General features: G+C 72.0%; 19 protein-coding genes. 12 read left to right on the forward strand and 7 right to left on the reverse strand.

What is annotated here, in order from left to right:
* The first annotated feature begins 450 nt into the window (after positions 1 to 450).
* Entirely contained in the window at positions 451 to 1,740 is a 1,290-nt protein-coding gene (clpX, locus tag ACFVUY_RS36225; protein WP_045696864.1) for an ATP-dependent Clp protease ATP-binding subunit ClpX, read from the forward strand.
* Between the two features lie 73 nt (positions 1,741 to 1,813).
* Here clpX and ACFVUY_RS36230 read toward each other — a convergent pair whose 3' ends face one another.
* Positions 1,814 to 2,683 (reverse strand): hypothetical protein, encoded by an 870-nt coding sequence (locus tag ACFVUY_RS36230; RefSeq protein ID WP_387695401.1) that lies wholly within the window; start codon positions 2,681 to 2,683, stop codon positions 1,814 to 1,816.
* A 190-nt stretch (positions 2,684 to 2,873) separates the two neighbouring features.
* On the opposite strand from ACFVUY_RS36230, the gene ACFVUY_RS36235 reads away from it, so the two are divergent.
* Both ACFVUY_RS36235 and ACFVUY_RS36240 read left to right on the forward strand, forming a co-directional pair.
* Complete coding sequence (locus tag ACFVUY_RS36235; protein WP_359908171.1) at positions 2,874 to 5,513, forward strand: valine--tRNA ligase; 2,640 nt, start codon at positions 2,874 to 2,876, stop codon at positions 5,511 to 5,513.
* Between the two features lie 312 nt (positions 5,514 to 5,825).
* Positions 5,826 to 6,350, forward strand: coding sequence for a hypothetical protein (locus tag ACFVUY_RS36240; RefSeq protein ID WP_387695400.1), 525 nt, complete (start codon positions 5,826 to 5,828; stop codon positions 6,348 to 6,350).
* Between the two features lie 31 nt (positions 6,351 to 6,381).
* Here the strand turns inward: ACFVUY_RS36240 and ACFVUY_RS36245 are convergent, their stop codons facing one another.
* The 3 genes from ACFVUY_RS36245 to ACFVUY_RS36255 all read right to left on the reverse strand — a co-directional run bounded on the left by ACFVUY_RS36245 (position 6,382) and on the right by ACFVUY_RS36255 (position 10,729).
* The gene (locus ACFVUY_RS36245; protein WP_387736441.1) at positions 6,382 to 7,920 is read right to left on the reverse strand and encodes a chitinase; all 1,539 of its coding nucleotides are present in this window, start codon (positions 7,918 to 7,920) and stop codon (positions 6,382 to 6,384) included.
* Between the two features lie 165 nt (positions 7,921 to 8,085).
* Positions 8,086 to 9,225, reverse strand: a complete 1,140-nt coding sequence (gene wecB / locus ACFVUY_RS36250; protein WP_387695402.1) for a non-hydrolyzing UDP-N-acetylglucosamine 2-epimerase — start codon at positions 9,223 to 9,225, stop codon at positions 8,086 to 8,088.
* A 70-nt stretch (positions 9,226 to 9,295) separates the two neighbouring features.
* The gene (locus ACFVUY_RS36255; protein WP_387695398.1) at positions 9,296 to 10,729 is read right to left on the reverse strand and encodes a glycosyltransferase family 2 protein; all 1,434 of its coding nucleotides are present in this window, start codon (positions 10,727 to 10,729) and stop codon (positions 9,296 to 9,298) included.
* Between the two features lie 184 nt (positions 10,730 to 10,913).
* Here ACFVUY_RS36255 and ACFVUY_RS36260 point away from each other — a divergent pair, with 184 nt between their 5' ends.
* The 8 genes from ACFVUY_RS36260 to rodA all read left to right on the forward strand — a co-directional run bounded on the left by ACFVUY_RS36260 (position 10,914) and on the right by rodA (position 19,848).
* Entirely contained in the window at positions 10,914 to 12,305 is a 1,392-nt protein-coding gene (locus ACFVUY_RS36260; RefSeq protein ID WP_380634308.1) for a bifunctional folylpolyglutamate synthase/dihydrofolate synthase, read from the forward strand.
* A 1-nt stretch (position 12,306) separates the two neighbouring features.
* Positions 12,307 to 12,657 carry a DUF4233 domain-containing protein gene (locus tag ACFVUY_RS36265; RefSeq protein WP_387695396.1) on the forward strand — a complete coding sequence of 117 codons (351 nt, stop codon included), beginning with the start codon at positions 12,307 to 12,309 and terminating at the stop codon, positions 12,655 to 12,657.
* Positions 12,658 to 12,765: 108 nt separating this feature from the next.
* Complete coding sequence (gene ndk, locus ACFVUY_RS36270; RefSeq protein WP_359908153.1) at positions 12,766 to 13,179, forward strand: nucleoside-diphosphate kinase; 414 nt, start codon at positions 12,766 to 12,768, stop codon at positions 13,177 to 13,179.
* A gap of 366 nt (positions 13,180 to 13,545) precedes the next feature.
* On the forward strand, positions 13,546 to 14,571 hold the full coding sequence (locus ACFVUY_RS36275; protein WP_049648984.1) for a rod shape-determining protein: 1,026 nt from the start codon (positions 13,546 to 13,548) through the stop codon (positions 14,569 to 14,571).
* A 115-nt stretch (positions 14,572 to 14,686) separates the two neighbouring features.
* Entirely contained in the window at positions 14,687 to 15,658 is a 972-nt protein-coding gene (gene mreC / locus ACFVUY_RS36280) for a rod shape-determining protein MreC (RefSeq protein WP_359908150.1), read from the forward strand.
* A 3-nt stretch (positions 15,659 to 15,661) separates the two neighbouring features.
* Positions 15,662 to 16,300: a rod shape-determining protein MreD gene (gene mreD / locus ACFVUY_RS36285; protein ID WP_359908147.1), complete on the forward strand. Its 639-nt coding sequence runs from the start codon at positions 15,662 to 15,664 to the stop codon at positions 16,298 to 16,300.
* 51 nt (positions 16,301 to 16,351) lie between these two features.
* The gene (gene mrdA / locus ACFVUY_RS36290) at positions 16,352 to 18,652 is read left to right on the forward strand and encodes a penicillin-binding protein 2 (RefSeq protein WP_387736442.1); all 2,301 of its coding nucleotides are present in this window, start codon (positions 16,352 to 16,354) and stop codon (positions 18,650 to 18,652) included.
* Complete coding sequence (rodA, locus tag ACFVUY_RS36295) at positions 18,649 to 19,848, forward strand: rod shape-determining protein RodA (RefSeq protein ID WP_387695393.1); 1,200 nt, start codon at positions 18,649 to 18,651, stop codon at positions 19,846 to 19,848. The genes mrdA and rodA overlap by 4 nt, the downstream gene beginning before the upstream one ends.
* Positions 19,849 to 19,936: 88 nt before the next feature.
* Here rodA and ACFVUY_RS36300 read toward each other — a convergent pair whose 3' ends face one another.
* Positions 19,937 to 20,416, reverse strand: coding sequence for a hypothetical protein (locus ACFVUY_RS36300; RefSeq protein WP_387736443.1), 480 nt, complete (start codon positions 20,414 to 20,416; stop codon positions 19,937 to 19,939).
* 112 nt (positions 20,417 to 20,528) lie between these two features.
* Positions 20,529 to 20,852 (reverse strand): ArsR/SmtB family transcription factor, encoded by a 324-nt coding sequence (locus tag ACFVUY_RS36305; RefSeq protein ID WP_380348070.1) that lies wholly within the window; start codon positions 20,850 to 20,852, stop codon positions 20,529 to 20,531.
* A 150-nt stretch (positions 20,853 to 21,002) separates the two neighbouring features.
* Here ACFVUY_RS36305 and ACFVUY_RS36310 point away from each other — a divergent pair, with 150 nt between their 5' ends.
* On the forward strand, positions 21,003 to 21,983 hold the full coding sequence (locus ACFVUY_RS36310) for an LLM class F420-dependent oxidoreductase (RefSeq protein ID WP_387695391.1): 981 nt from the start codon (positions 21,003 to 21,005) through the stop codon (positions 21,981 to 21,983).
* Between the two features lie 14 nt (positions 21,984 to 21,997).
* Here ACFVUY_RS36310 and ACFVUY_RS36315 read toward each other — a convergent pair whose 3' ends face one another.
* On the reverse strand, positions 21,998 to 22,720 hold the full coding sequence (locus ACFVUY_RS36315) for a response regulator transcription factor (protein WP_359908131.1): 723 nt from the start codon (positions 22,718 to 22,720) through the stop codon (positions 21,998 to 22,000).
* Positions 22,721 to 22,899: the final 179 nt, after the last annotated feature.

A 22,899-nucleotide genomic window follows, 5' to 3' on the forward strand; every position in this document is an offset into this window, starting at 1 on the left:
CGCCGTAGGTGAGATCGACCGTCACGGTCCGGTTGCTCGCTCGCTGCATCGGAGCAGCTTCGCCCACCGGGGCGGGGCCGGGCCCACCGGTTTTACCCCCCCCCCGCCCGCAAACCCCCCCCCCGGCCCCCGCCCCGCCCCCCTGCCCCACCCCCCCGCCGCCCCGGGCCCGACGCCGGCCCCCACCCCCCCCGCCCCCGGGCCGCTGGGCCGGCGGGGGCGGCGTGCGCACCCGGGTGCGCACCCCGCCCCGGCCCATCGGCGGGCCCGCGCGACGGCATCTGTTCGGTATCAATTCGCCCAGGGCGTAGGGCAGACCTGGCGAAGAGGCCGGAATCACGGGCCCGGCAGAGTACCGTCGGATAGCGAGACCGAGCGCCGTCGGCGTTGACGGTCCACAGCACCAGGCCCCGGAACCCTGCGGGGCCCCTGGCGAAGGGGAAGCACCTCGTGGCACGCATCGGAGACGGTGGCGACCTGCTCAAGTGCTCGTTCTGCGGCAAGTCGCAGAAGCAGGTGAAGAAGCTGATCGCCGGCCCAGGCGTGTACATCTGCGACGAGTGCATCGACCTGTGCAACGAGATCATCGAGGAGGAACTCGCCGAGACCTCCGAGGTCCGCTTCGAGGAGCTCCCGAAGCCGCGCGAGATCTACGAGTTCCTGGACCAGTACGTGGTCGGCCAGGACCTCGCCAAGAAGGCGCTGTCGGTCGCCGTCTACAACCACTACAAGCGGGTCCAGGCCGGTGAGGCGGGCCGCAGCGGCGGCAACGGCCGCGAGGACGCCATCGAGCTGGCCAAGTCCAACATCCTGCTGCTGGGCCCCACCGGCTCCGGCAAGACGCTGCTGGCGCAGACCCTGGCCCGGATGCTCAACGTGCCGTTCGCCATCGCGGACGCCACCGCGCTGACCGAGGCCGGCTACGTCGGCGAGGACGTCGAGAACATCCTGCTCAAGCTGATCCAGGCGGCCGACTACGACGTCAAGAAGGCCGAGACCGGGATCATCTACATCGACGAGATCGACAAGGTCGCGCGCAAGAGCGAGAACCCGTCGATCACCCGGGACGTCTCCGGCGAGGGCGTGCAGCAGGCCCTGCTGAAGATCCTGGAGGGCACCACGGCCTCGGTGCCGCCGCAGGGCGGGCGCAAGCACCCGCACCAGGAGTTCATCCAGATCGACACCACCAACGTGCTGTTCATCGTCGGCGGCGCGTTCGCCGGCCTGGAGCGGATCATCGAGGGCCGCGCGGGTGCCAAGGGCATCGGCTTCGGCGCCAACATCCGCTCCAAGCGGGAGTCGGACGCCAGCGACCACTTCCGCCAGGTGATGCCCGAGGACCTGGTGAAGTTCGGCATGATCCCCGAGTTCATCGGCCGTCTCCCGGTGATCACCAGCGTGCACAACCTGGACCGCGAGGCGCTGCTCCAGATCCTCACCGAGCCGCGCAACGCGCTGGTCAAGCAGTACCGCAAGCTGTTCGAACTGGACGGCGTGGAGCTGGAGTTCTCCCGCGACGCGCTGGAAGCGATCGCCGACCAGGCGATCCTGCGCGGCACCGGCGCGCGCGGGCTGCGGGCCATCATGGAGGAGGTGCTGATGTCCGTGATGTACGAGGTTCCCTCGCGCCAGGACGTCGCCCGCGTGGTGGTCACCGGCGACGTGGTCTCCAAGCACGCCATCCCCACCCTGGTGCCGCGCGACATGATCAAGCGCGAGCGCCGGGAGAAGAGCGCCTGACCCGAGGCCTCCGTGACACGGGAGGGGCCCCGCACCGGATCCGGTGCGGGGCCCCTCCCGTGTCACGTGCGCGCTACTTGGCGACCTTCATGGCGTCGCGGATCGCCCGGGTCTTCTCCGCGGCCTGGTCCGGGGTGACGCCCTGGCCGCTGTCGCCGCCGGTGCCGCCCAGGCTCATCTTCGTGAAGGTGACCCGGCCGTAGGTGGACTTGTCCGCCCACACGCAGACCGTCGGCCCGGCCTTGCCGGCGATCACGCTGATCACGCCGCAGCTGAGCTTGCCGGCGGAGGCGTGGCTGTCCTTCGCGGGGTAGTCGGCCATCGGCGTGGTCCAGCTGACCCCGCCGCCGTCCTTCTTCGAGTCCGCGATGATCTGGTCCGGGTCGTTGAGGTCGCCGTAGATCCCGATCACCGAGAGCGAGTCCACGTTCTTGACGTCGGTGCCCTTGCCGTAGCTGGCCACCACCGCGTGCAGGTCCTTGCCGACCTTGGAGACCTCGGGCTTGCTCATGTCGGCGGCCTCCTCCTTCGCCGACTTCTGGACGTAGCCGTCCAGCAGCGTCTGCGGGGCGGTGAGCTTGTACTGGCCGCCCGCGTCCTTGCCGCCGAGGAACGACCAGGCGGCGTAGCCGCCGCCGCCCAGCACCAGCGCGCCGACCACCAGCCCGATCACCAGGCCGCCCTTGCCCTTGGGCTGCTGGGGCGGCGGGTAGCCCGGCTGGCCGTACGGCGCCTGCGGCGGCGCGCCGTACGGCTGCGGGGGAGCGCCGTAGGGCTGCTGCGGCGGCTGCCCGTACTGCGGCTGGCCGTACGGGGGCTGGGGTGCGCCGTAGGGCTGCTGCGGCGGCTGGCCGTACTGCGGCGGCTGCCCCCCGTACTGCGGCGGCTGGCCGCCGTAGGGCTGCGGCTGTCCCTGCGGGTACTGCTGTCCCTGGCCGTACATCTGCGTTCGTGCTCCCCCGCCGCACCCGCGGCCTGTCGTGGTGTCCAGTCGTTCCGTGCCCGTCCGGTCCGCCGGACGAGTGCCCGGGCACGCTACCGCACGGTGGCGGACCGGGGCCCGCCCGGGCGCGGCGGGTCCGGGCACCGAAAGCGGTTCGTGACCCTCCCCCCGGTTACGTAAACTGTGCGTCGTGACCGACACGACGAACCAGCGCCCCGTGAGCACCTTTGCCGGGGACGAAGCAGCGACCCTCCCGACGACCTACACCCCCGCGGACGTAGAGGGCGAGCTGTACGAGCGCTGGGTGGAGCGTGGCTACTTCACCGCGGACGCGAAGAGTGACAAGCCCGCCTACACCATCGTCATCCCGCCGCCGAACGTCACCGGCGCCCTGCACCTGGGCCACGCCTTCCAGCACACGCTGATGGACGCGCTGACCCGCCGCAAGCGCATGCAGGGCTACGAGACGCTCTGGCTGCCGGGCATGGACCACGCCGGCATCGCCACCCAGAACAAGGTCGAGCAGCAGCTCGCCGAGTCCGGCCTCTCCCGCCACGACCTGGGCCGGGAGGCCTTCGTCGAGAAGGTCTGGGAGTGGAAGAAGAGCTACGGCGGCCGCATCCTCGGCCAGATGCGCCGCCTCGGCGACGGCGTGGACTGGTCGCGCGAGCGCTTCACCATGGACGAGGGCCTGTCCCAGTCCGTCCAGACCATCTTCAAGCGGCTCTTCGACGACGGCCTGATCTACCGCGCCGAGCGCATCATCAACTGGTGCCCGCGCTGCCTCACCGCGCTGTCCGACATCGAGGTGGAGCACGAGGACACGCCGGGCGAGCTGGTCTCGATCCGCTACGGCGAGGGCGAGGACTCGATCGTCGTCGCCACCACCCGGGCCGAGACGATGCTGGGCGACACCGCGGTGGCCGTCCACCCCGAGGACGAGCGCTACCGGCACCTGGTCGGCCGGACCATCAAGCTGCCGCTGACCGACCGTGAGATCCCGGTCGTCGCGGACGAGCACGTCGACCCGGAGTTCGGCACCGGCGCCGTCAAGGTGACGCCCGCGCACGACCCGAACGACTTCGCCATCGGCCAGCGCCACGGCCTGCCCAACCTGACGGTCATGGACGACCGCGGTGCGATCACCGTGCACGGCCCCTTCCTCGGCATGGACCGGCTGGAGGCCCGCTCGGCCGTCGTCGGCGCGCTGCGCGAGCAGGGCCGGATCGTCGCCGAGAAGCGCCCGTACATGCACGCCGTGGGCCACTGCTCGCGCTGCCACACCGTGGTCGAGCCGCGGCTGTCGCTGCAGTGGTGGGTCAAGGTCGAGCCGCTGGCCAAGGCCGCCGGCGACGCCGTCCGCGACGGCAAGGTGGAGATCCACCCGAAGGAGCTGGAGCGCCGCTACTTCGACTGGGTCGACAACATGTACGACTGGTGCATCTCGCGCCAGCTCTGGTGGGGCCACCGGATCCCGGTCTGGTACGGCCCCGAGGGCGAGGTCGTCTGCGTCGGTCCGGACGAGCAGCCGCCGACCGGCGAGGGCTGGGTCCAGGACCCGGACGTGCTGGACACCTGGTTCTCCTCCGGCCTGTGGCCGTTCTCCACGCTCGGCTGGCCGGAGCGGACCGCGGACCTGGAGAAGTTCTACCCGACCGACGTCCTGGTGACGGGCCACGACATCATCTTCTTCTGGGTCGCCCGGATGATGATGTTCGGCCTGTACGCGATGGACGGCGAGGCGCCGTTCAAGACCGTCGCCCTGACCGGTCTGGTGCGCGACGAGTTCGGCAAGAAGATGTCGAAGTCCTCCGGCACGGCCGTGGACCCGCTGGACTGGATGGACGCCTACGGCGCCGACGCCGTCCGCTTCACCCTGGCCGGCGGCGCCAACCCGGGCGCCGACGTGCCGATCGGCGAGGACTGGGTCAAGGGCTCGCGCAACTTCTGCAACAAGATCTGGAACGCGACCCGCTTCGCGCTGATGAACGGCGCCACCACCGAGGGCGCGCTGCCCGCGCCCGAGGACATGACCGCGGTCGACCGCTGGATCCTGTCGCGGCTGAACGCCACCGTCGCCAAGGTGGACGCGCTGTACGACGACTTCCAGTTCGCCAAGGCGACGGACGCGCTGTACCACTTCGCCTGGGACGAGGTCTTCGACTGGTACGTCGAGCTCTCCAAGACCACCCTGGCCAAGGGCGGCCCGCAGGCGGACGCCTCGCGCCGGGTGCTCGGCGAGGTCCTGGACGTCACGCTGCGGCTGCTGCACCCGGTCGTCCCGTTCGTCACCGAGGCGCTGTGGACGACGCTCACCGGCGCCGAGTCGCTGGTCGTGGCCGCGTGGCCGAAGGACAGCGGCTACCGTGACGCGGCCGCCGAGTCGGAGATCGCCACCCTCCAGCAGGTGGTCACCGAGGTCCGCCGGTTCCGTTCGGACCAGGGCCTCCAGCCCGCGCAGCGCGTCCCGGCCCAGTTGGAGCTGGCCGGCACCGTGCTGTCCGTCCACGAGGACGCGATCCGCTCGCTGCTGCGGCTGACCGTTCCCGAGGAGGGCTTCGCGGCCACCGCCTCGCTGCCGGTCGCCGGTGCCACCGTCGCGCTGGACCTCTCCGGCACCATCGACGTCGCGGCCGAGCGCAAGCGCCTGGCCAAGGACCTCGCGGCCGCCGAGAAGGAGAAGGCCCAGACCACCGCCAAGCTCGGCAACGAGGCGTTCCTCGCCAAGGCGCCGGACGAGGTGGTCGCCAAGATCCGGGGCCGCCAGGAGGCCGCCGAGGCCGACATCGCCCGGATCACCGCCCAGCTCGCGGCGCTGCCGCAGGGCTGAGCCCGGACCGGTCCCCGAGGGGCCGCACACCGCGACACGCGGGGTGCGGCCCCTCGGGCGTTTTTCCGGCGTTCGCGTCCGGAACGGCTACCCGGGTGCTTTCACTACACCAAATAGCCCAGAAACATTGCTCCCTTCCGGCGAATTATCATCCTGCGACCGGGTGAGGTCCTATTCCGAGCGAATTGATTCCGGTCTTGCCCGCGCGGGTTCTCGGAAGTTTGCAGGTCCGCTGTGTACCGTGTGCACGGAGTTTCCGAATGGGCGTTTCCGCTGAGCGTTCCTGCTGAGCGACGGACGGGAGGGCATGGCGTGGTGGTGACCGAGGAGTTGGCCGACGAACTGCCTGTGGAGGCGGTCGAGGAGGCCAAGGCCAGGGCGGCGACCCTGCTGCTCGCGTTCCGGCACGGCAACCAGATCGCGTTCGACCACGAGCTGGACCTGCTGTTCGCCGAGCACGCCGAGCGCGAGGTGACCACCCTGCTCGCCTGGATCGCCGCCGAGGCCGTCCGCAAGGCGTACGCCCCCGAGGTCGGCGACAGGGTGCTGCGGGCGATGGCCCGGCGGGCCCCGGAGGACACCGGCGCGGTCGACGTGGACGAGGAGACCGCGAGCGCCGCCGGGCTGATCGAGGCGGTGGCGGCCGGCGAGGTGGCCGAGGTCCGCGGCCTGGTGGCGGCGACGCCGGACACCACCTTCCTGCTCGGCGGCCTGCTGCAGGGCGTCGCGATGATGCTGCCGCTGCTGCCCGACGGTGAACTGGCCGAGATCACGGCCGAGTTGCGCCGTCGGCACGGTGGCGCCGCGCATGTGCCGGAGGCCCGGGCCGGGGTCTGAACCCGGGCCGCCGGCCGGCCGGCCGGTCCGGCTACGGCATGGCGTGCAGATGCGAACCGATGGTGCTCGCGACCGGGTTGCCCGCCTTGGCGTCCCAGTTGGTCGACCAGGTCATCGCGCCGCCGATGCCCGGCCACTTGGTGTCCGGCTTGTAGCTGCCGCAGTTGGTTCCGGAGGCCAGGCAGTCCAGCGCGTTGTTGACCGTGCCGGCGGCGAGGTACCCGCCGCCGGCGGCGCTGGTGGAGGCCGGCACCCCGAGCCCCACCTGGTCGGGGCGCAGCCCGCCCTTGAGCTGGATGCAGGCCAGCGCGGTGAGGAAGTTCTCGGTGCCCTGCGAGTAGACGTTCCCGTCGCAGCCGTTCATCGCGCCGGAGTTGTAGTACTGCATGTTGACGATGGTGAGGATGTCCTTCACGTTCAGCGCCAGTTTGAAGTACTCCATGCCGGTCGACTGCATGTCGATCGTCTGCGGCGCCATGGTGAGGACGAATCCGCTCCCGGCCTTCGCCGCCAGGGCGTGCAGCGCCTGGCCCATGTAGGTGGAGCTGATGCCGTTCTCCAGGTCGATGTCGATCCCGTCGAAGCCGTAACCCTGCATCAGTGCCCAGGCGGAGTCGGTGAAGTTCGCGGCGGAGGCGGAATCGCCCACCCAGACCGTGCCGTTCTGTCCGCCGATGGAGAGCACCACCCGTTTTCCGGCCGCCCGCTTGGCCGCGATGTCGGCCTTGAACTGGGCGTCGGTGTAGCCGCCGAGGCGGGAGGAGAGGGCGGGGTCGAGGGTGAAGCCCAGGCCGCCGCGGGTGGCGGTGGCGTCCGCGAAGGAGACCGCGATGATGTCGTAGGCGGCCGGGACGTCGCTGATCCGCTGGACGGTGGCGCCGTTGTCGAAGTTCTGCCAGTAGCCGGTGAGGATGTGCTTGGGCAGGCCGGGGGGCCTGGTCGGGGTCGACGTCCCGGTGGGGGTGGGGCTGCCGGTGCCCGTGGCGGTGGCCGTCGGGCTCGGCGAGGCGGTGGTGGTGGCGGTCGGGCTCGGGGACGGCTGCGGTCCGCCGGGCCCGAGCAGCGAGACGTCGTCGGCGGCGAAGGCCGGCTGCCCGTACCAGCCGTGCAGGTAGACGGTGACGCTGGTGGTGTTCGGGCCGGTGCTGAAGCCCGTGCTCAGCTGGCTCCAGCCGGTGCCGCCGGGGGTCCAGGTGCTCGGATCGGTGCCGCCGGTGCCGCGGGCGCCCAGGTAGACGTACGAGCCCTGGACCCAGGAGCTCAGGGTGTACGAGGAGGAGGGCTTCACCGCGACGGTCTGGGTGCACTCGCCGGTGTCGCTCCCGCTCGGGGTGGACTGCAGGGCGTACGTGCCGGAGTGCGCGGCGGTGCTCCGGACCGTGGCGCTCGAACAGGTCCAGCCGGACAGGTTCCCGGTCTCGAAGCCGCCGTTGGTGATCAGATCGGTGTCGGCGGCGTGGGCGCCGGTGCCGTCGGCCAGGGCGAGTGCGCCCAGGCCGATGACCAGGGCGCTCGCTCCGGCGAGCAGCGAACGGACGGCGCGCGGGCGCCGGTGTCGGGCAGGTGGCATGACTCCGTCTCCAGTGGGGGAGGCCCGGCGGCGCCTCGTGGGGGAGGAACGCCGTCCGGGGTGTCGATGGTGCGCGTGCGGGAGCTACCGACAACTCAAGTCCCGGTCGGGAACGGAGACTTGCCTCACAAGGTGGAGTAGACCAATTCTGCTGTCAAGGGGGCGTTACGCGGCCAGTGGTGCGGACCCGGCCCCGGTCGGCCCGGCGATCGCCGCGGTCAGCGCGGCGATCCGGGCCGAGGCCAGGCCGTCGCCGTACGGGCTCGGGGTGGCCGCCAGCCGGGCGAGCCGCTCGGGGGTGTCGGAGAGCCAGGCGCGGGCCAGGGCGCCCAGCTCCTCGCCGGGCGGCACCAGCGCGGCGAAGCCGGCCGCTACCGCCTCCGGACGCTCGGTGGAGCGGCGCACCACCAGCAGCGGGCGGCCGAGCACGGTGCACTCCTCCTGCACGCCGCCGGAGTCGGAGACCAGCAGGGCCGCGTGGCCCGCCAGGCCCAGGAAGTCGCCGTAGCCGACCGGGCCGGTGACGGCCAGCCGCTCCAGCAGGCCGTCCAGGCCGAAGCGCTCGACGGCGGCCCGGGTGCGCGGGTGCATCGGGAACAGCACCGGGGTGCCGGCCCGGGCGATCCGGTCCAGCTCGGCGAGCACCGCGCCGAGCGCCTCGGCGGTGTCGGTGTTCTCCGGGCGGTGCACGGTGGCCAGCACGTACCCGTCCGGGCGCAGCCCGTGTGCGGCGAGCAGGGCGGCGCGGGCGGCCCCGTCCGGCAGCTGGCGGCGGACCACCTCGACGACGGTGTTGCCGGTGAGCTCGATCCGCTCCTCGGCCAGCGACTCGGCGCGCAGGTTGGCGACGTTCTCCCCGGTGGCGGCGCAGAGCAGGTCGGAGACGTGGTCGACCATCACCCGGTTGTGCTCCTCGGGCATCGCCCGGTCGAAGCTGCGCAGCCCGGCCTCGACGTGGACCAGCGGGATCCCCCGGGCGTTGGCGGCCAGCGCCCCGGCCAGGGTGGCGTTGGTGTCGCCCTGGACGACCACGGCCGCCGGGCGGTCCTCGGCGAAGGCGGTGTCCAGCTGGCCCAGCGACCGGGCGATCTGGCCGGCCCGGGGGCGGCCGCCGACACCGGTGAGCAGCTCGGGCTCGGGCAGGTCGAGGTCGCGCAGGAAGCGGCCGGACATCGCCTCGTCCCAGTGCTGGCCGGTGTGCACCAGCCGGGTGGCGTCGCCGAGCTCGTGGATCAGCGGGGCGAGCTTGACCAGCTCGGGGCGGGTGCCGAGGACGACGGCGACGCTGGACGGGGGCAGGCACATGCTCATGCGGGACTCCGGTCGGAACGTGGTGCGGGGAGGAGGCGTGGGGGCGGGCGGCTCGGGACGCGGGTCAGGACTCGAGCGCGGTGGGGGCGCCGACGGCGACCTTCTCGGCGTTGCGGCGGGTCTTGGCCCAGCCGTTGCGGCCGAGCAGCATCCGGACCGCGGCCCGGGTGGCGACCACGAACAGGTGGTAGGCGTAGAGCCAGACCAGGACGCCCCAGAGCAGGGCGGTGAGCCGGCTCCGGTCGGGGTGGACGGCCCTGCGGTAGGCGAAGCCCCAGAACACCATCGGCAGGGCGGCGAGCACGAAGGCGAGCAGCATCCACGGGCCGAACCTGAGCTGGAACTCGGCGGTCTCCTCCGGGAAGAGCACCACCCCGGCGCCGGTGATCCCGAGCGAGAGCGGGAAGAGCAGTACCAGCAGGACGCAGACCACCGGCTGGAGGAAGGTGTACAGCACCTCGGCCTTGCCGGACGGGGTGTAGTGCGGGGAGCGCAGCACCCGGCCGGTGTAGCGCAGGCACTGCATGTTGCCCTGGGCCCAGCGGGTGCGCTGGGTGAGGAAGCGGCGCAGCGAGATCAGGCCCTCCTGGGAGACCTGGGCCTCGGTGACGTGGGTGAGCCGCCAGCCGGCCAGCCGCAGGTCGAGGCCGGACTCGTAGTCCTCCAGCAGGGCGCGCTCCGGCCAGGGGCGGCCGGCCCGGCCCTCCTCGGCGGTCAGCGAGTCGAGGGCGGTGAGCCGGACGAACTGGCCGTTGCCGCCGAGGCCGACGCTGCCGGTGCGGCGGCGCAGCAGCTGCATGCCGGTGTTGGTGGCCTGGAACTCGACGTCCTGCATCCGCACCAGTGCTCGGGCCAGGGCGTTGGCGGCCCGGCCGCGGCCGGGCAGCGGGAGTTCGTCGTCGGCGTTGCGCATCCGGACGCCGATCTGGACGGCGCCGGTGTCGGGGCGGCCGAGCGCCTTGGCGTTGCAGACCCGGGCGAGGGTGTCCGGGCCGAGCTGTCCGTCGGCGTCGACCACGCCGATCACCACCCGGGAGCGGTCGGTGCCCTCGGGCAGCCAGGCGGAGATCTCCCGGTAGGCGGCGTTGAGGGCGGCGCCCTTGCCGATCCGGGCGTGCGGGCGGCGGCGCTGGACGAGGTGGACCCGCGGGTCGCGGGCCGCGGCGGCGAGCACCAGCTCGCGGGTGGCGTCCTCGCTGTCGTCGTCGATCACCCACAGGTGGGCCTCGGGCGCGCCGGCCCGCAGGCCGTCCAGGGTCTGGGTGACCACGGCCTCCTCGTCGCGGCAGGGGATCACCAGGTGCCACTGGAAGGCGGCGGGGTCGCCGGGCTCGGCGGGGCGGCCGTGCCGGAAAGCGTGCCGGGAGCCCGCCCAGTACACGAGGAAGCGGCCGAAGACCAGCAGCATGTAGCCGACGAGGGCCAGGGAGATCAGTCCGGCGATCCGGACGACGGAGTCCTGGCGAAGCACGATCCATGCGTGCAGGGCGTCGGGCATGGCGAAGTGCTCCTCGTGATCAAAGGCCGTGGGCTCCCATTGGTTGCGAATCGATGCTTCGTTGCGGTTCAAATCGCCAAATCGATAGTAAAGGGAGAAAAATGGGCGATCACGGCAAAGGGTGGGCAAAGTGGTGGTTCTCACCCCGTGAGGAGGACCCGTCGGCGCTCCGTAGACTGTGGTCGTGAGCGACAAGGCCGACCCGAACCCGTACACCATCCGCCCCGCCGACGGCGGCACCGGCGACGCCCTGCGAGACGTCGAGGTGGAGCTCTCCGAACGCTGGCCGGAGAACAAGCTGGAGCCCTCGCTCGACCGGATCGAGGCGCTGATGGACATCCTGGGCCAGCCCCAGCGGTCCTTCCCCTCCATCCACATCACCGGCACCAACGGCAAGACCTCCACCGCCCGGATGGTCGAGCAGCTGCTCAACGCCTTCGAGCTGCGCACCGGCCGCTACACCAGCCCGCACGTGGAGTCCGTCACCGAGCGGATCAGCCTGGACGGCGCCCCGATCAGCCCCGAGCGCTTCGTCGAGGTCTACCGCGACATCGAGCCCTACGTGCGGATGGTCGACGCGGCGCAGCCGGTGCCGATGTCCTTCTTCGAGGTGCTGACCGGCATGGCCTACGCGGCCTTCGCCGACGCCCCGGTGGACGTCGCCGTGGTCGAGGTCGGCATGGGCGGCTCCTGGGACGCCACCAACGTCATCGACGCCGCCGTCGCGGTGATCACCCCGATCGGGCTGGACCACACCGACAAGCTCGGCGGGACCACCGGCGAGATCGCGGTCGAGAAGTCCGGGATCATCAAGTCCGGTGCCGTCGCCGTCGTCGCCCAGCAGCAGCTGGACGCCGCCCAGACCATCCTGCGCCGCGCCGTCGAGGTGGACGCCACGGTCGCCCGCGAGGGCATGGAGTTCGGCGTGATCCGCCGCGAACTCGCCGTCGGCGGACAGCTGGTGACGCTGCGCGGACTCGGCGGCGAGGAGTACGAGGACGTCTTCATCCCGCTGCACGGCGAGTACCAGGCGCACAACGCGGCCCTCGCCCTGGCCGCGGTCGAGGCCTTCTTCGGCGTCGGCGGCGCGCGCGGCGGGCAGCTGGACGTGGACAAGATCCGCCAGGCCTTCTCCGGCGTCTCCTCGCCGGGCCGCCTGGAGGTCGTCCGCCGCAGCCCCACGATCGTCCTGGACGCCGCCCACAACCCGCACGGCGCCCGCGCCACCGTGGCCGCGCTCACCGAGTCCTTCGGCTTCACCCGGCTCGTCGGCGTGATCGGCACCTCCGGGGACAAGGACGTGGCCGGTGTGCTGGAGGCCTTCGAGCCGATCCTGGCCGAGGTCGTCATCACCCAGAACTCCACCCACCGCGCGATGGACGTCGACGCGCTCGCGGCGCTGGCCGTGGAGGTCTTCGGCCCGGACCGCGTCCAGGTCGAGCCCCGGCTCGACGACGCCATCGCCGCCGCCGTCACCCTCGCCGAGGAGGAGGGCGACCTCGGCGGCTCCGGGGTGCTGGTCACCGGTTCGGTCATCACGGTGGGCGAGGCCCGCCTGCTGCTCGGGAGGAAGTGACATGAGGACGCTCTGCTCCTCGACCTTGATCGGCGAAGCGCTGCTGATCCTCTTCGCGGCGCTGGTCGCGGTGCGGCTCACCGACGTCTCCGGCGTGGAGGTGTGGACGGTCAGCGGCATCGCGATGGCGCTGTGCGTCCTGCTCTGCGGCATGATCGACCGCCCCGGCGCGGTGCAGATCGGCTGGGCGCTGCAGATCGGGCTGATCGCCGGCGGCTTCATCCTGCCGACCATGTTCGGTCTCGGCGTGGTCTTCGCCGGCCTGTGGTGGTGCTCGGTGCACTACGGCCGCAAGGTCGACGCGTTCAAGGCCGCCCGGGCCGCCGCGGAGGCCGCCGCAGTACAGGTCTGAGGCCCGGACCGGCGGACCGACACGCCGTGTACGCAAGGTAATCTCTGCCCTGTCGGCGCCTCTTGTCGACCCGACTGCCCGCCGAACCGAATCCCCAGGAGACGCACCGTGTCCCAGCGCACTCTCGTCCTGCTCAAGCCCGACGCCGTCCGCCGCGGCCTGGCCGGCGAGATCATCAGCCGCATCGAGCGCAAGGCCGGCTGGCGGTTCGCCGCCGTCGAGCTGCGCACCTTCGAGCGGGCGACGCTGGAGCAGCACTACGCGGAGCACGTGGGCCGCCCGTTCTACGAGCCGCTGCTGGAGTTCATGACCTCCGGCCCGTCGATCGCGCTGATCGTCGAGGGCGAGGAGGTCGTCAAGGGCATCCGCATGCTGGCCGGCGCCACCAACCCGCTGGAGGCCGGTGCCGGCACCATCCGCGGCGACTACGCGACGATCACCCGCGAGAACCTGATCCACGCCTCCGACTCCCCGGAGTCCGCCGAGCGCGAGATCAAGATCTTCTTCCCCGCGCACGCCTGACCCGGACCGGGCGACACGCCCGGCGGGAGCGGGGGTGACACACCCCGGGGAAGCGGGTGACGCACCCGCAGGACCTTCGTCCGCCCCGGTCGGGACCATTGGCCCGGCCGGGGCATTCTTATCGTGAAATAGGGAACTGGAGGCGCCGACACGGCGTCCCAATCCTCGGAGATGCGATCACGCCCCGGACAATGGACGGTATGCCCCACGTCTACGTCCGTGCCGCGCGGCGTGACTACGATGGACGCGACTCAAGGGCCCGGTAAGGCAGCTCAGCTGGTCTCCGCCCAAGCGTGGGCGCGCATTCGTCCACCCCCCCCATGAACTCCGAGCCCGGGAAGGCACCCACACCCCATGGCGAGCAACCTGTCGTTCATCGGCCGCGACTTGGCGATCGACCTCGGAACAGCCAATACGCTGGTGTACGTCAGGGGCAAGGGCATCGTCCTGAACGAGCCGTCCGTCGTCGCGGTGAACACCAACACCGGTGGGATCCTCGCGGTCGGCGCCGAGGCCAAGAAGATGATCGGCCGCACCCCGGGCAACATCGTCGCCATCCGCCCGCTCAAGGACGGCGTGATCGCCGACTTCGAGATCACCGAGCGGATGCTGCGGTACTTCATCCTCAAGATCCACCGCCGTCGCTACCTCGCCCGCCCCCGCGTCGTGGTCTGCGTGCCCTCCGGCATCACCGGCGTCGAGCGCCGCGCCGTCATCGAGGCCTCCTCGCAGGCCGGCGCCCGCCAGGTGCACATCATCGAGGAGCCGATGGCCGCCGCGATCGGCGCCGGCCTGCCCGTCCACGAGGCCACCGGCAACATGGTCGTCGACATCGGCGGCGGCACCACCGAGGTCGCCGTGATCTCGCTCGGCGGCATCGTCACCGCCCAGTCCATCCGGGTGGCCGGCGACGAGCTGGACAACGCGATCGTCCAGCACATCAAGAAGGAGTACTCGCTGCTCCTGGGCGAGCGCAGCGCCGAGCAGATCAAGATGAGCATCGGCAGCGCCTTCGGCCTGGAGGGCGAGAAGGACGAGCACGCCGAGATCCGCGGCCGTGACCTGGTCAGCGGTCTGCCCAAGACCGTCGTGATCTCCGCCGCCGAGGTCCGCGAGGCCATCGACGAGCCGGTCAACGCGATCATCGACGCGGTCAAGACCACCCTCGACCAGTGCCCGCCCGAGCTGGCCGGCGACGTCATGGACCGGGGCATCGTGCTCACCGGCGGCGGCGCCCTGCTGCGCGGCCTGGACGAGCGGCTGCGCCGCGAGACCGGCATGCCGATCCACATCGCGGAGAACCCGCTCGACTCCGTCGCGCTCGGCTCCGGCAAGTGCGTCGAGGAGTTCGAGGCCCTCCAGCAGGTACTCGACGCCTCGCCGCGTCGTTGACACGTCGCCGCACCACCGGTACCACGCGTCACATCCGACACTCGACTGAACGGGTCGCCGCCCGGGCCCCACAGCCCCGGGCGGCGGCCAGGTACGAAGGGGCAGTACCAGCACCGTGAGGGACACACGAGAGAGCCGGCTGCTGCTCATCCTGCTGGTGGCCGTCGCCTTCGCGCTGATCACCGTGGACATCAAGGGCGGTGAGGACTCCCCGCTCGGCCCGGCCCGGCACGCCGCCGCCAGTGTCCTCGGACCGGTCGAGCGCGGAGCCGCCACCGTCGTGGACCCGGTCGCCGACACCGTCCGCGCCTTCCGGGACGCGGCCACCGACAGCGGCCGCACCGATCAGCTCGCCCGCGAGAACACCGAACTGCGGCAGAAGCTCGCCTCCTCCGACATGGCCACCGGGCGCACCAAGCAGCTGGACGACCTGCTGCGCACCGCCGGCGCCGGCGGCTACACCGTCAAGGCGGCCCAGGTCATCGCGATCGGCCCGGCCCAGGGCTTCTCCTGGACCATCACCATCGACGCCGGCAGCGACGACGGCCTCACCCGCGACATGACGGTGATCAACGGTCAGGGCCTGGTCGGCCGGATCACTACCGTCGCCCCGACCACCGCCACCGTGCTGCTCGCCTCCGACCCCGGCTTCTCGGCCGGCACCCGGCTGGAGGGCACCGGCGAGATCGGCTTCGCCTCCGGCGGCGGCGACAGCCCGATGAAGGTCTCGCTGCTCAACGGCAAGGCCCAGGTCAAGGCCGGCGACCGGCTGGTCACCTTCGGCTCGCAGAGCGGCCGCCCGTTCGTGCCCGGCGTCCCGGTCGGCAAGGTCGTCGAGGTCCAGGCCAACGCCGGCCAGCTGACCAAGACCGTCATGGTCGAGCCCTTCGTCCAGTTCACCCGGCTGGACCTGGTCGGCGTGGTGGTCGTGCCGCCGCGCGCCGACCCGCGCGACGCCGTCCTGCCGCCGGCGCCCGCCGCGGGCCAGCCGGCCGCCGCGCCGGGCCAGGTCCCGGCCTCCGTGCCCGGACAGGTCCCGGCCTCCGCGCCCGCCGCCCCGCCCGCCAAGCCCACTGGGGGGAACTGAGCCATGCGCCTCGCCCGCATCCCCGTCTCCGCCGGCCTCGTGCTGTTCGGCCTGATCCTCCAGGTCAGCGTCTTCGGCCGGCTCCAGCTCCCGGGAGCCACCCCGGACATACTGCTGCTCGTCGTGGTCGGCCTGGCCATGGTCTACGGGCCCACCGGCGGCTGCCTGGTCGGCTTCGCGGGCGGCCTGCTGGCCGACCTCGCACCGCCCTCCGACCACGCGATCGGCCGCTACGCGCTGGTGCTCTGCCTGATGGGCTACGCCGCCGGACTGCTGCGCCCGGACCACGGCCGCCAGCGCTCCGTGGCCGGCTCGCTGCTGGTGGTCGGTGCCGCGGCGGTCGCCTCCACGCTGCTCTACGCGATGGTGGGCGCCCTGGTCGGCGACACCGCGGCCCGGCACGTCGGCCTCGGCGGACTGGTGATCAGCGCCCTGCTCTACGACCTGCTGCTGGCGCCCTTCGTGGTGCCGCTGGTGATGTACCTCGGCCGCCGCTTCGGGCGCGACCCGGTGGCCGCGGCGGACGACGACGAGGGCAGCTCCGGCCTCGGCACCCTGGCCCGCTACCGCACCACCCGCGAGGCCTCGACGGGCCCGTCGTACAAGAAGCGGCGCGTGCCCGGCTTCGTCCGCCGCCCGTAACCGGCCCGGCCCCGACCACCCGACCTCCCCGCATCCTGGAGCGCACGAGACGTGAGCAACATCCCCGAGACCGGCCGCACCCGACGGGTGACGATCCGTCTGGTGGTGCTGCAGATCCTGGTGCTGTCGCTGCTCGCCACCCTCGGCGGGCGGCTGTGGTACCTGCAGATCCGCAACGCCAAGGAATACACCGCGAAGGCGACCGGCAACCACATCCGCGAGGTGGTCGAGCCGGCCGTCCGCGGCGAGATCCTGGACGCCTCCGGGCGGGTGCTGGCCGGAAACGAGACCCGGCTGGTGGTCTCGGTCAGCCGCACCTCGCTGCTCCAGCAGAAGGACGGCGGCAAGGCGGTGCTGTCCCGGCTGGCCGAGGTGCTGGGGATGCCCGCCAAGGACGTGCAGGAGAAGGTCCGGCTCTGCGACGCCAAGACCCCGCAGCCGTGCTGGAACGGTTCGCCGTACCAGCCGATCCCGGTCACCAAGGAGGCGACCACCCAGCAGGCGATGCAGATAATGGAGCGCCGCGAGGACTTCCCCGGGGTCACCGCGCAGCCCACCGCCGTGCGCCGCTACACCGGCGCCGAGGGCGCCAACATGGCCCAGGTGCTCGGCTACCTCTCGCCGGTCACCGACGAGGAGGTCAGCAAGACCGCCGGCAGGAGCGGCCTGGACCGCTACCTGCCGGCCGACCAGATCGGGCGGGCCGGGCTGGAGTCGGTGTACGACCGCGACCTGCGCGGCACCGCGGGCATCACCAAGCTGGAGGTGGACAACCTCGGCCGGGTGATCGGCAACGCCGGCACCGTCGCCCCGCAGACCGGCGACAACCTGGTCACCAGCATCGACGCCCGGGTGCAGAAGGTCGTCGAGGACAACCTGGCGCAGGCCATGAACGACGCCCGGAACACCTTCGACAAGGTCACCAACCGCAACTACGAGGCCGACTCCGGCGCCGCCGTGGTGATGGACGTGCACACCGGGCGGATCGTCGCGATGGCGAGCGCCCCGACCTACGACCCGAACCTCTGGGTGGGCGGCATCAGCGGCAAGGACTACCAGTCGCTGACCAGCAAGGACTCCAACTTCCCGCTGCTGAACCGGGCCATACAGGGTCAGTCCGCCCCCGGCTCGACCTTCAAGGTCATCTCCACCACCGCCGCCGTGCAGGCCGGCTACTCGCTGGACGGCCACTACGACTGCCCGAAGAGCATGACCATCGGCGGCCGCGAGTTCAAGAACTTCGAGAGCGAGAACTTCGGCCAGATCTCCCTGGAGAAGGCGCTGGAGGTCTCCTGCGACACCGTCTTCTACGGCCTGGCGTACGACCAGTGGCTGAAGGACGGCGGCATCAAGCCCAAGAAGGAGCCGGGCGACTGGTTCTTCAAGACCGCCCACGAGTTCGGCCTCGGCGCCAAGACCGGCATCGACCTGCCGTCCGAGGTCACCGGCCGGGTGCCGGACCGGCAGTGGAAGCAGTCCTTCTACGACAACAACAAGGACGCCTGGTGCGCCCAGGGGCAGAAGGGCGGCAACAGCTACTCCGACCAGATCGCCCGGGAGAACTGCGTCGACGGCTACCAGATGCGCGCCGGTGACGCCGTCAACTTCGCGATCGGCCAGGGCGACACCCTCGTCACCCCGGTCCAGATGGCCCGGATCTACTCGGCGCTGGCCAACGGCGGCACCTTCTACCGGCCGACCATCGCCAAGGCGGTGATAAGCCCGGGCGGGGACCTCGTCCGCGAGATCGCCCCGCACGAGGAGGCCAGGTTCCCCGGCGACGAGAAGCTGCTCAGCTACATCAACCAGGCCACCGAGAGCGTCATCAAGAGCGGCACCGCCGCCTGGAAGTTCAACGGCTGGCCGCAGGACAAGATCACGCTGCACGCCAAGACCGGCACCGCCGAGGTCGAGGGCAAGCAGACCACCTCCTGGCTGACCACGTACAGCAAGGACTACGCCGTCGTCATGACGATAAGCCAGGGCGGCACCGGCTCCGGCGGTTCCGGCGACGCCATCCGCCGGATCTACCAGGCGCTGTACGGCGTGGACGACAAGGGCGGCATCGACACCGGCAAGGCGCTGCTTCCCGCGCCGCAGGCCGAGCTGCCGAAGTTCAACCCGGACGGCACCGCGATCATCAAGCCGGTCTCCTACGGCGCCGACGCGGCGCCGGGCGCCCAGGCGCCGGCCGCCGCACCGGCTCCGGCGCTGCTCGACGCGGCCGCCGCGCAGCCGGCCCCGGCGACGGCCTTCCTCGACCAGGCGCCGCCGGCCGACCGTCCGGCGTCGTACACCGCGGCCAACGCCGCGCTCGAACCCACGCGCGGACCGGGAAGGGGACGGGCATGACCTCCTACGGCTCGTACCGGCAGCTGCGGCTGGCGCCGCAGCGCAGCGGGGTCTCCAAGGCCCTGGCCAAGGACTCCCCGCTCTGGCGGCTGGACTGGATACTGCTGCTGGCCGCGCTGGCCCTCTCGGCCGGCAGTTCGCTGCTGGTCTGGTCGGCCACCCGCGGGCGCGACTCGCTCACCCACGGGGACCCGCAGTACTTCCTGTACCGGCACCTGACCAACTTCGTGGTCGGGCTGGTGCTGTGCTCCGTGGTGATAGCGATAGGGAGCCGGCGCTTCCGCACGATCGTGCCGTTCCTGTACGTCGGCGTGCTCCTGATGCTGCTGGCGACGCTCAGCCCGCTGGGCTCGACCATCAACGGCGCGCACTCGTGGATCCAGCTCGGCGGCGGCTTCTCGATCCAGCCGGCCGAGTTCGCGAAGCTCGGCATCGTGCTGGCGATGGCGGTCGTGCTGTCGGACCAGGTGGACGCGGGGGAGCGGGAGTTCCCCTCGCACCGGGCGGTGTTCCGGGGACTGCTCTGGGCCGGGCTGCCGATGGGCATAGTGCTGCTGATGCCGGACGCCGGCTCGGTGATGGTGATGGCCGCGATCGTGCTGGGCATCCTGCTCGGCTCGGGCGCGGCGAACCGCTGGGTGCTCGGCCTGCTGGTGGCGGGCACCGCCGGGTGCGTGGCGATCTGGAAGTTCGGACTGCTGAGCCAGTACCAGATCGACCGCTTCGCCGCCTTCGCGAACCCGCAGCTGGACCCGAACGGCGTCGGCTACAACACCGCGCAGGCCCGGATCGCGATCGGCTCGGGCGGGCTGACCGGCAAGGGGCTGTTCCACGGCACCCAGACCGTCGGGCAGTTCGTGCCGGAGCAGCAGACCGACTTCGTGTTCACCGTGGCCGGCGAGGAGCTGGGCTTCGTCGGGGCGCTGGCGATCATCGCGCTGGTCGGCGTCATCCTCTGGCGGGCCTGCCGGATCGCCCGGCAGGCGACCGACCTGTACGGGACGATCGTGGCGGCCGGGGTCATCGCCTGGCTGTCCTTCCAGGCCTTCGAGAACATAGGGATGTGCCTGGGCATCATGCCGGTCGCGGGCATCCCGCTGCCGTTCGTCTCGTACGGCGGCTCCTCGATGTTCGCGAACTGGATGGCCATCGGGCTGCTCCAGGCGGTGCGCAGCCAGCGGCCGATAGCGGCCTGAGCGCGCGTCGCGGCGGGGCCGGCCGGGGACTTCCCGGGCCGGCCCCGCCGTCGTGTCCGGGGTGCTCCCGCGGCCGGGGGTGCCGGGGTCAGGCGGCCGGGAAGCCGATCCGGGCCAGCACGCCCCAGCGCTCGGAGCGCCGGGTGAGCACGTAGACCGAGTCGAAGGAGCCGGTGCGCTCCCCGGCCGCGTCGTAGCGGGCGAAGCGGACCAGGGCGTGCACCTGGTCGGGGGAGGACTGGCTCAGCTCGACGCTCTCCCAGCCGCTGCGGGACCAGCCGGAGGCGACCAGCAGGGCCAGCTCGGGGGCGGACCGCTCGACGTAGCCGGCCTCGTCCTCCCAGACCGTCACCTCGCCCTCGTGCACCCGGACGTGCGGGTAGTGCAGGGTCCGCGCCCAGGCCGTCAGATCGCGGCTGTTGAGGGCGTCGAGGAAGGCGTCGAGGGCGGCGCGGGCGGCGGCCTCGTGAGCGTGGGTGTCGTGAGCGTGGGCGGCGGTCTCGTGGGCGCGGGTGTCGGCGGGCACGGCGGCCTCCAGGGCGGGCTGCGGACGGCAGGGACGCGGCAAGCCTGGTCCACCGGCGCGCCCGGTGGGGCCGGGCGGGGCCGATTCAGGTCCAAAGGCCGGGGCACAGACCGGTCGTACGGCCGAAGAGCCGCCCCGGGAGTGTCGGGGAGAATCAGTGGGCGCCGGCGGGCTCACGGGTCGCGGCGTCCAGAACGGCGTCCAGCAGGCCGGGGAAACGCAGGTCGAGGTCGTCCCGGCGCAGCGACATCAGCCGGCGGGTGCCCTCGACCCGGGTGGTGGTGACGCCGGCCTCGCGCAGCACCTTGAGGTGGTGCGAGAGGGTCGACTTGGACAGGGGGACGTCCAGGTCGCTGCAACATTGCTCGTCGACCTCTGACAGGCCCGTCACGATGGAGAGTCGGGCCGGGTCGCTGAGGGCGTGGAAGATGCCGGCGAGCTGGATGGAGTCGGTGGCCGGGTGGCTCGGGGTCCGCATGGCGGCTCCTTGGTCGTCCTGGTCGTGCGATGGATTGTTCGAACTTTGGCGTACTATCCAATCTTAGGCAATGGGGCCGGCCCGCACCGCCGTTCCCGCGGAAGGACACCCGATGAGTGAACGCCGCGAGCGAACCGCCGGGAGGTGCCCGTGGGCCGCTACGGTCTGACGCTCCCGTTGCGCGGCGTCCCGCTGCACCGCCACCGCGCACTGGTCGAGGAACTGCCCGACCTGGGCTACACCGATGTGTGGACCGGGGAGGCGGCGGGCTACGACGGCTTCACCCCGCTGGCGCTCGCCGCGGCCTGGGCACCCGCGCTGCGGCTGGGCACGGGGGTGGTGCCGGTGCAGACCCGAGGACCGGCGCTGCTCGCCATGACGGTCGCCTCGCTGGCCGAGGCCGCTCCCGGCCGGGTGGTGGTGGGCGTCGGCTCCTCCGGCCCGCCGTTCGTCACCCGGATCAACGGCATCCCGTTCGAGCATCCGTACCGTCAGGTCCGCGACACCGTGCGGTTCCTGAAGCACGCGCTGGCCGGGCGGACGGTACGGGGCGCGTTCGACTCCTTCACCATCGAGGGGTACACCCCGGCGCTGCGGCCCGACCCGGTGCCGCCGGTGATGATGGGCGCGCTCGGCCCGCAGATGCTGCGGCTGGCCGGCCGGGAGGCGGACGGGCTGGTGACCAACTTCCTGGCGGTCGCGGACGTACCGCGGGTACGGGAGGCGATGGGCGAGGAGGGCCGCACCAAGGAGGTGGTGGCCCGGCTGTTCGTCTGCCCGACCAAGGACCGCGACCACGCCCGGTGGCAGGGACGGCAGTTGCTCGGGCCGATCCTCAACGCCCGGACGTACGGCGGCTTCCACGACTGGCTGGGGCGCGGCGAGGAGCTGGCCGCCTCGCACGCCGCGTGGGCGGCGGGCGACTTCCACGGCGCGTGCGAGGCGGTGCCCGAGCACCTGATCGACGCGCTGCTGATCCACGGCTCCCCGGGGGAGTGCCGGGAGCGGGTCGCGCAGTTCGCGGCGGCGGGGGTGGACACGCCGCTGCTGGCGGTGCTGCCGGTGCCGGAGTTCGGCCCCGGGCCGGAGGGGATGCGCGACACGCTGCGGGCCCTGGCCCCGCAGACGTGACGCCGCGCAGCCCCCTATCCGGCCGCCCGGTGTCCCGACCGGGCGTAGACCATGGCCTGGGCCCGGCTGCGTACGCGCAGCTTGCCGAGCACGTTGGAGACGTGGAACTTGACGGTCTTCTCGCTGAGGTGGAGCTCGGCGGCCATCTCGGCGTTGGACAGCCCGCCCGCGATCAGGGTGAGCACCTCCTGTTCGCGCGGGGTGAGCAGATGGAGCAGCGGTGGGGTGTGCAGCGGAGGCCCGGGCAGCCGGCGGGCCATCTCGGTGACCACCTCGGCGGTGATCGGCGGGGAGATCAGCGCGTTCCCGGCGGCGACCGCGCGGACCGCGTGCACCATGTCGGACTCGGGCCCGTCGCGCAGGACCAGGCCGCGGGCGCCGGCTCTGAGGTAGTCGAGCATCCGCTCCGGGTCGCCGGGGCGGACCAGCAGGATGACGCCGGGCTGCCCAGCGCCCTGGGCTGTGGTGCCCCGGTCGGAGGTGAGTTTCTTGACCTCGCAGGCCTCCATGCCGGGCATGTCGGCGTCGATGACGACCACGTCCGGGCGTTTGGCGGCGCAGGCCTGGGCGATCCTCGCGGTGGTGGACAGCTCGGTCAGGGGCTGCAGCCCGGGTGAGCGCTGCAGGATGGTGCGCAGCCCGGTGCGCAGCAGTGGTGAGGCGGCGCAGATGAGTACGCGGACGGTGGGGCCGGTGGGATCGGCGGGGTCGGCGGGGCGGTAGAGGGACAGGCTCATGTTCGTTCTCCTTGCCGTCGAGATTCCGGGACTCCGGGCAGCCGGAATCGGCGGGGTGCGTGGGGGCACCACCGCGGGGGCGGAATCGTGATGATGAGAGGAGATTTCTTTTCCGGCGTCGAGTCGGTGCGCGGACGCGGGAGGAGAGTTCAGGGGCGACAGCGGCAGCGGTGCGTCGC

The sequence above is a fragment of the Kitasatospora sp. NPDC058063 genome (assembly GCF_042885395.1).
Taxonomy (GTDB): domain Bacteria; phylum Actinomycetota; class Actinomycetes; order Streptomycetales; family Streptomycetaceae; genus Kitasatospora; species Kitasatospora lactacystinica.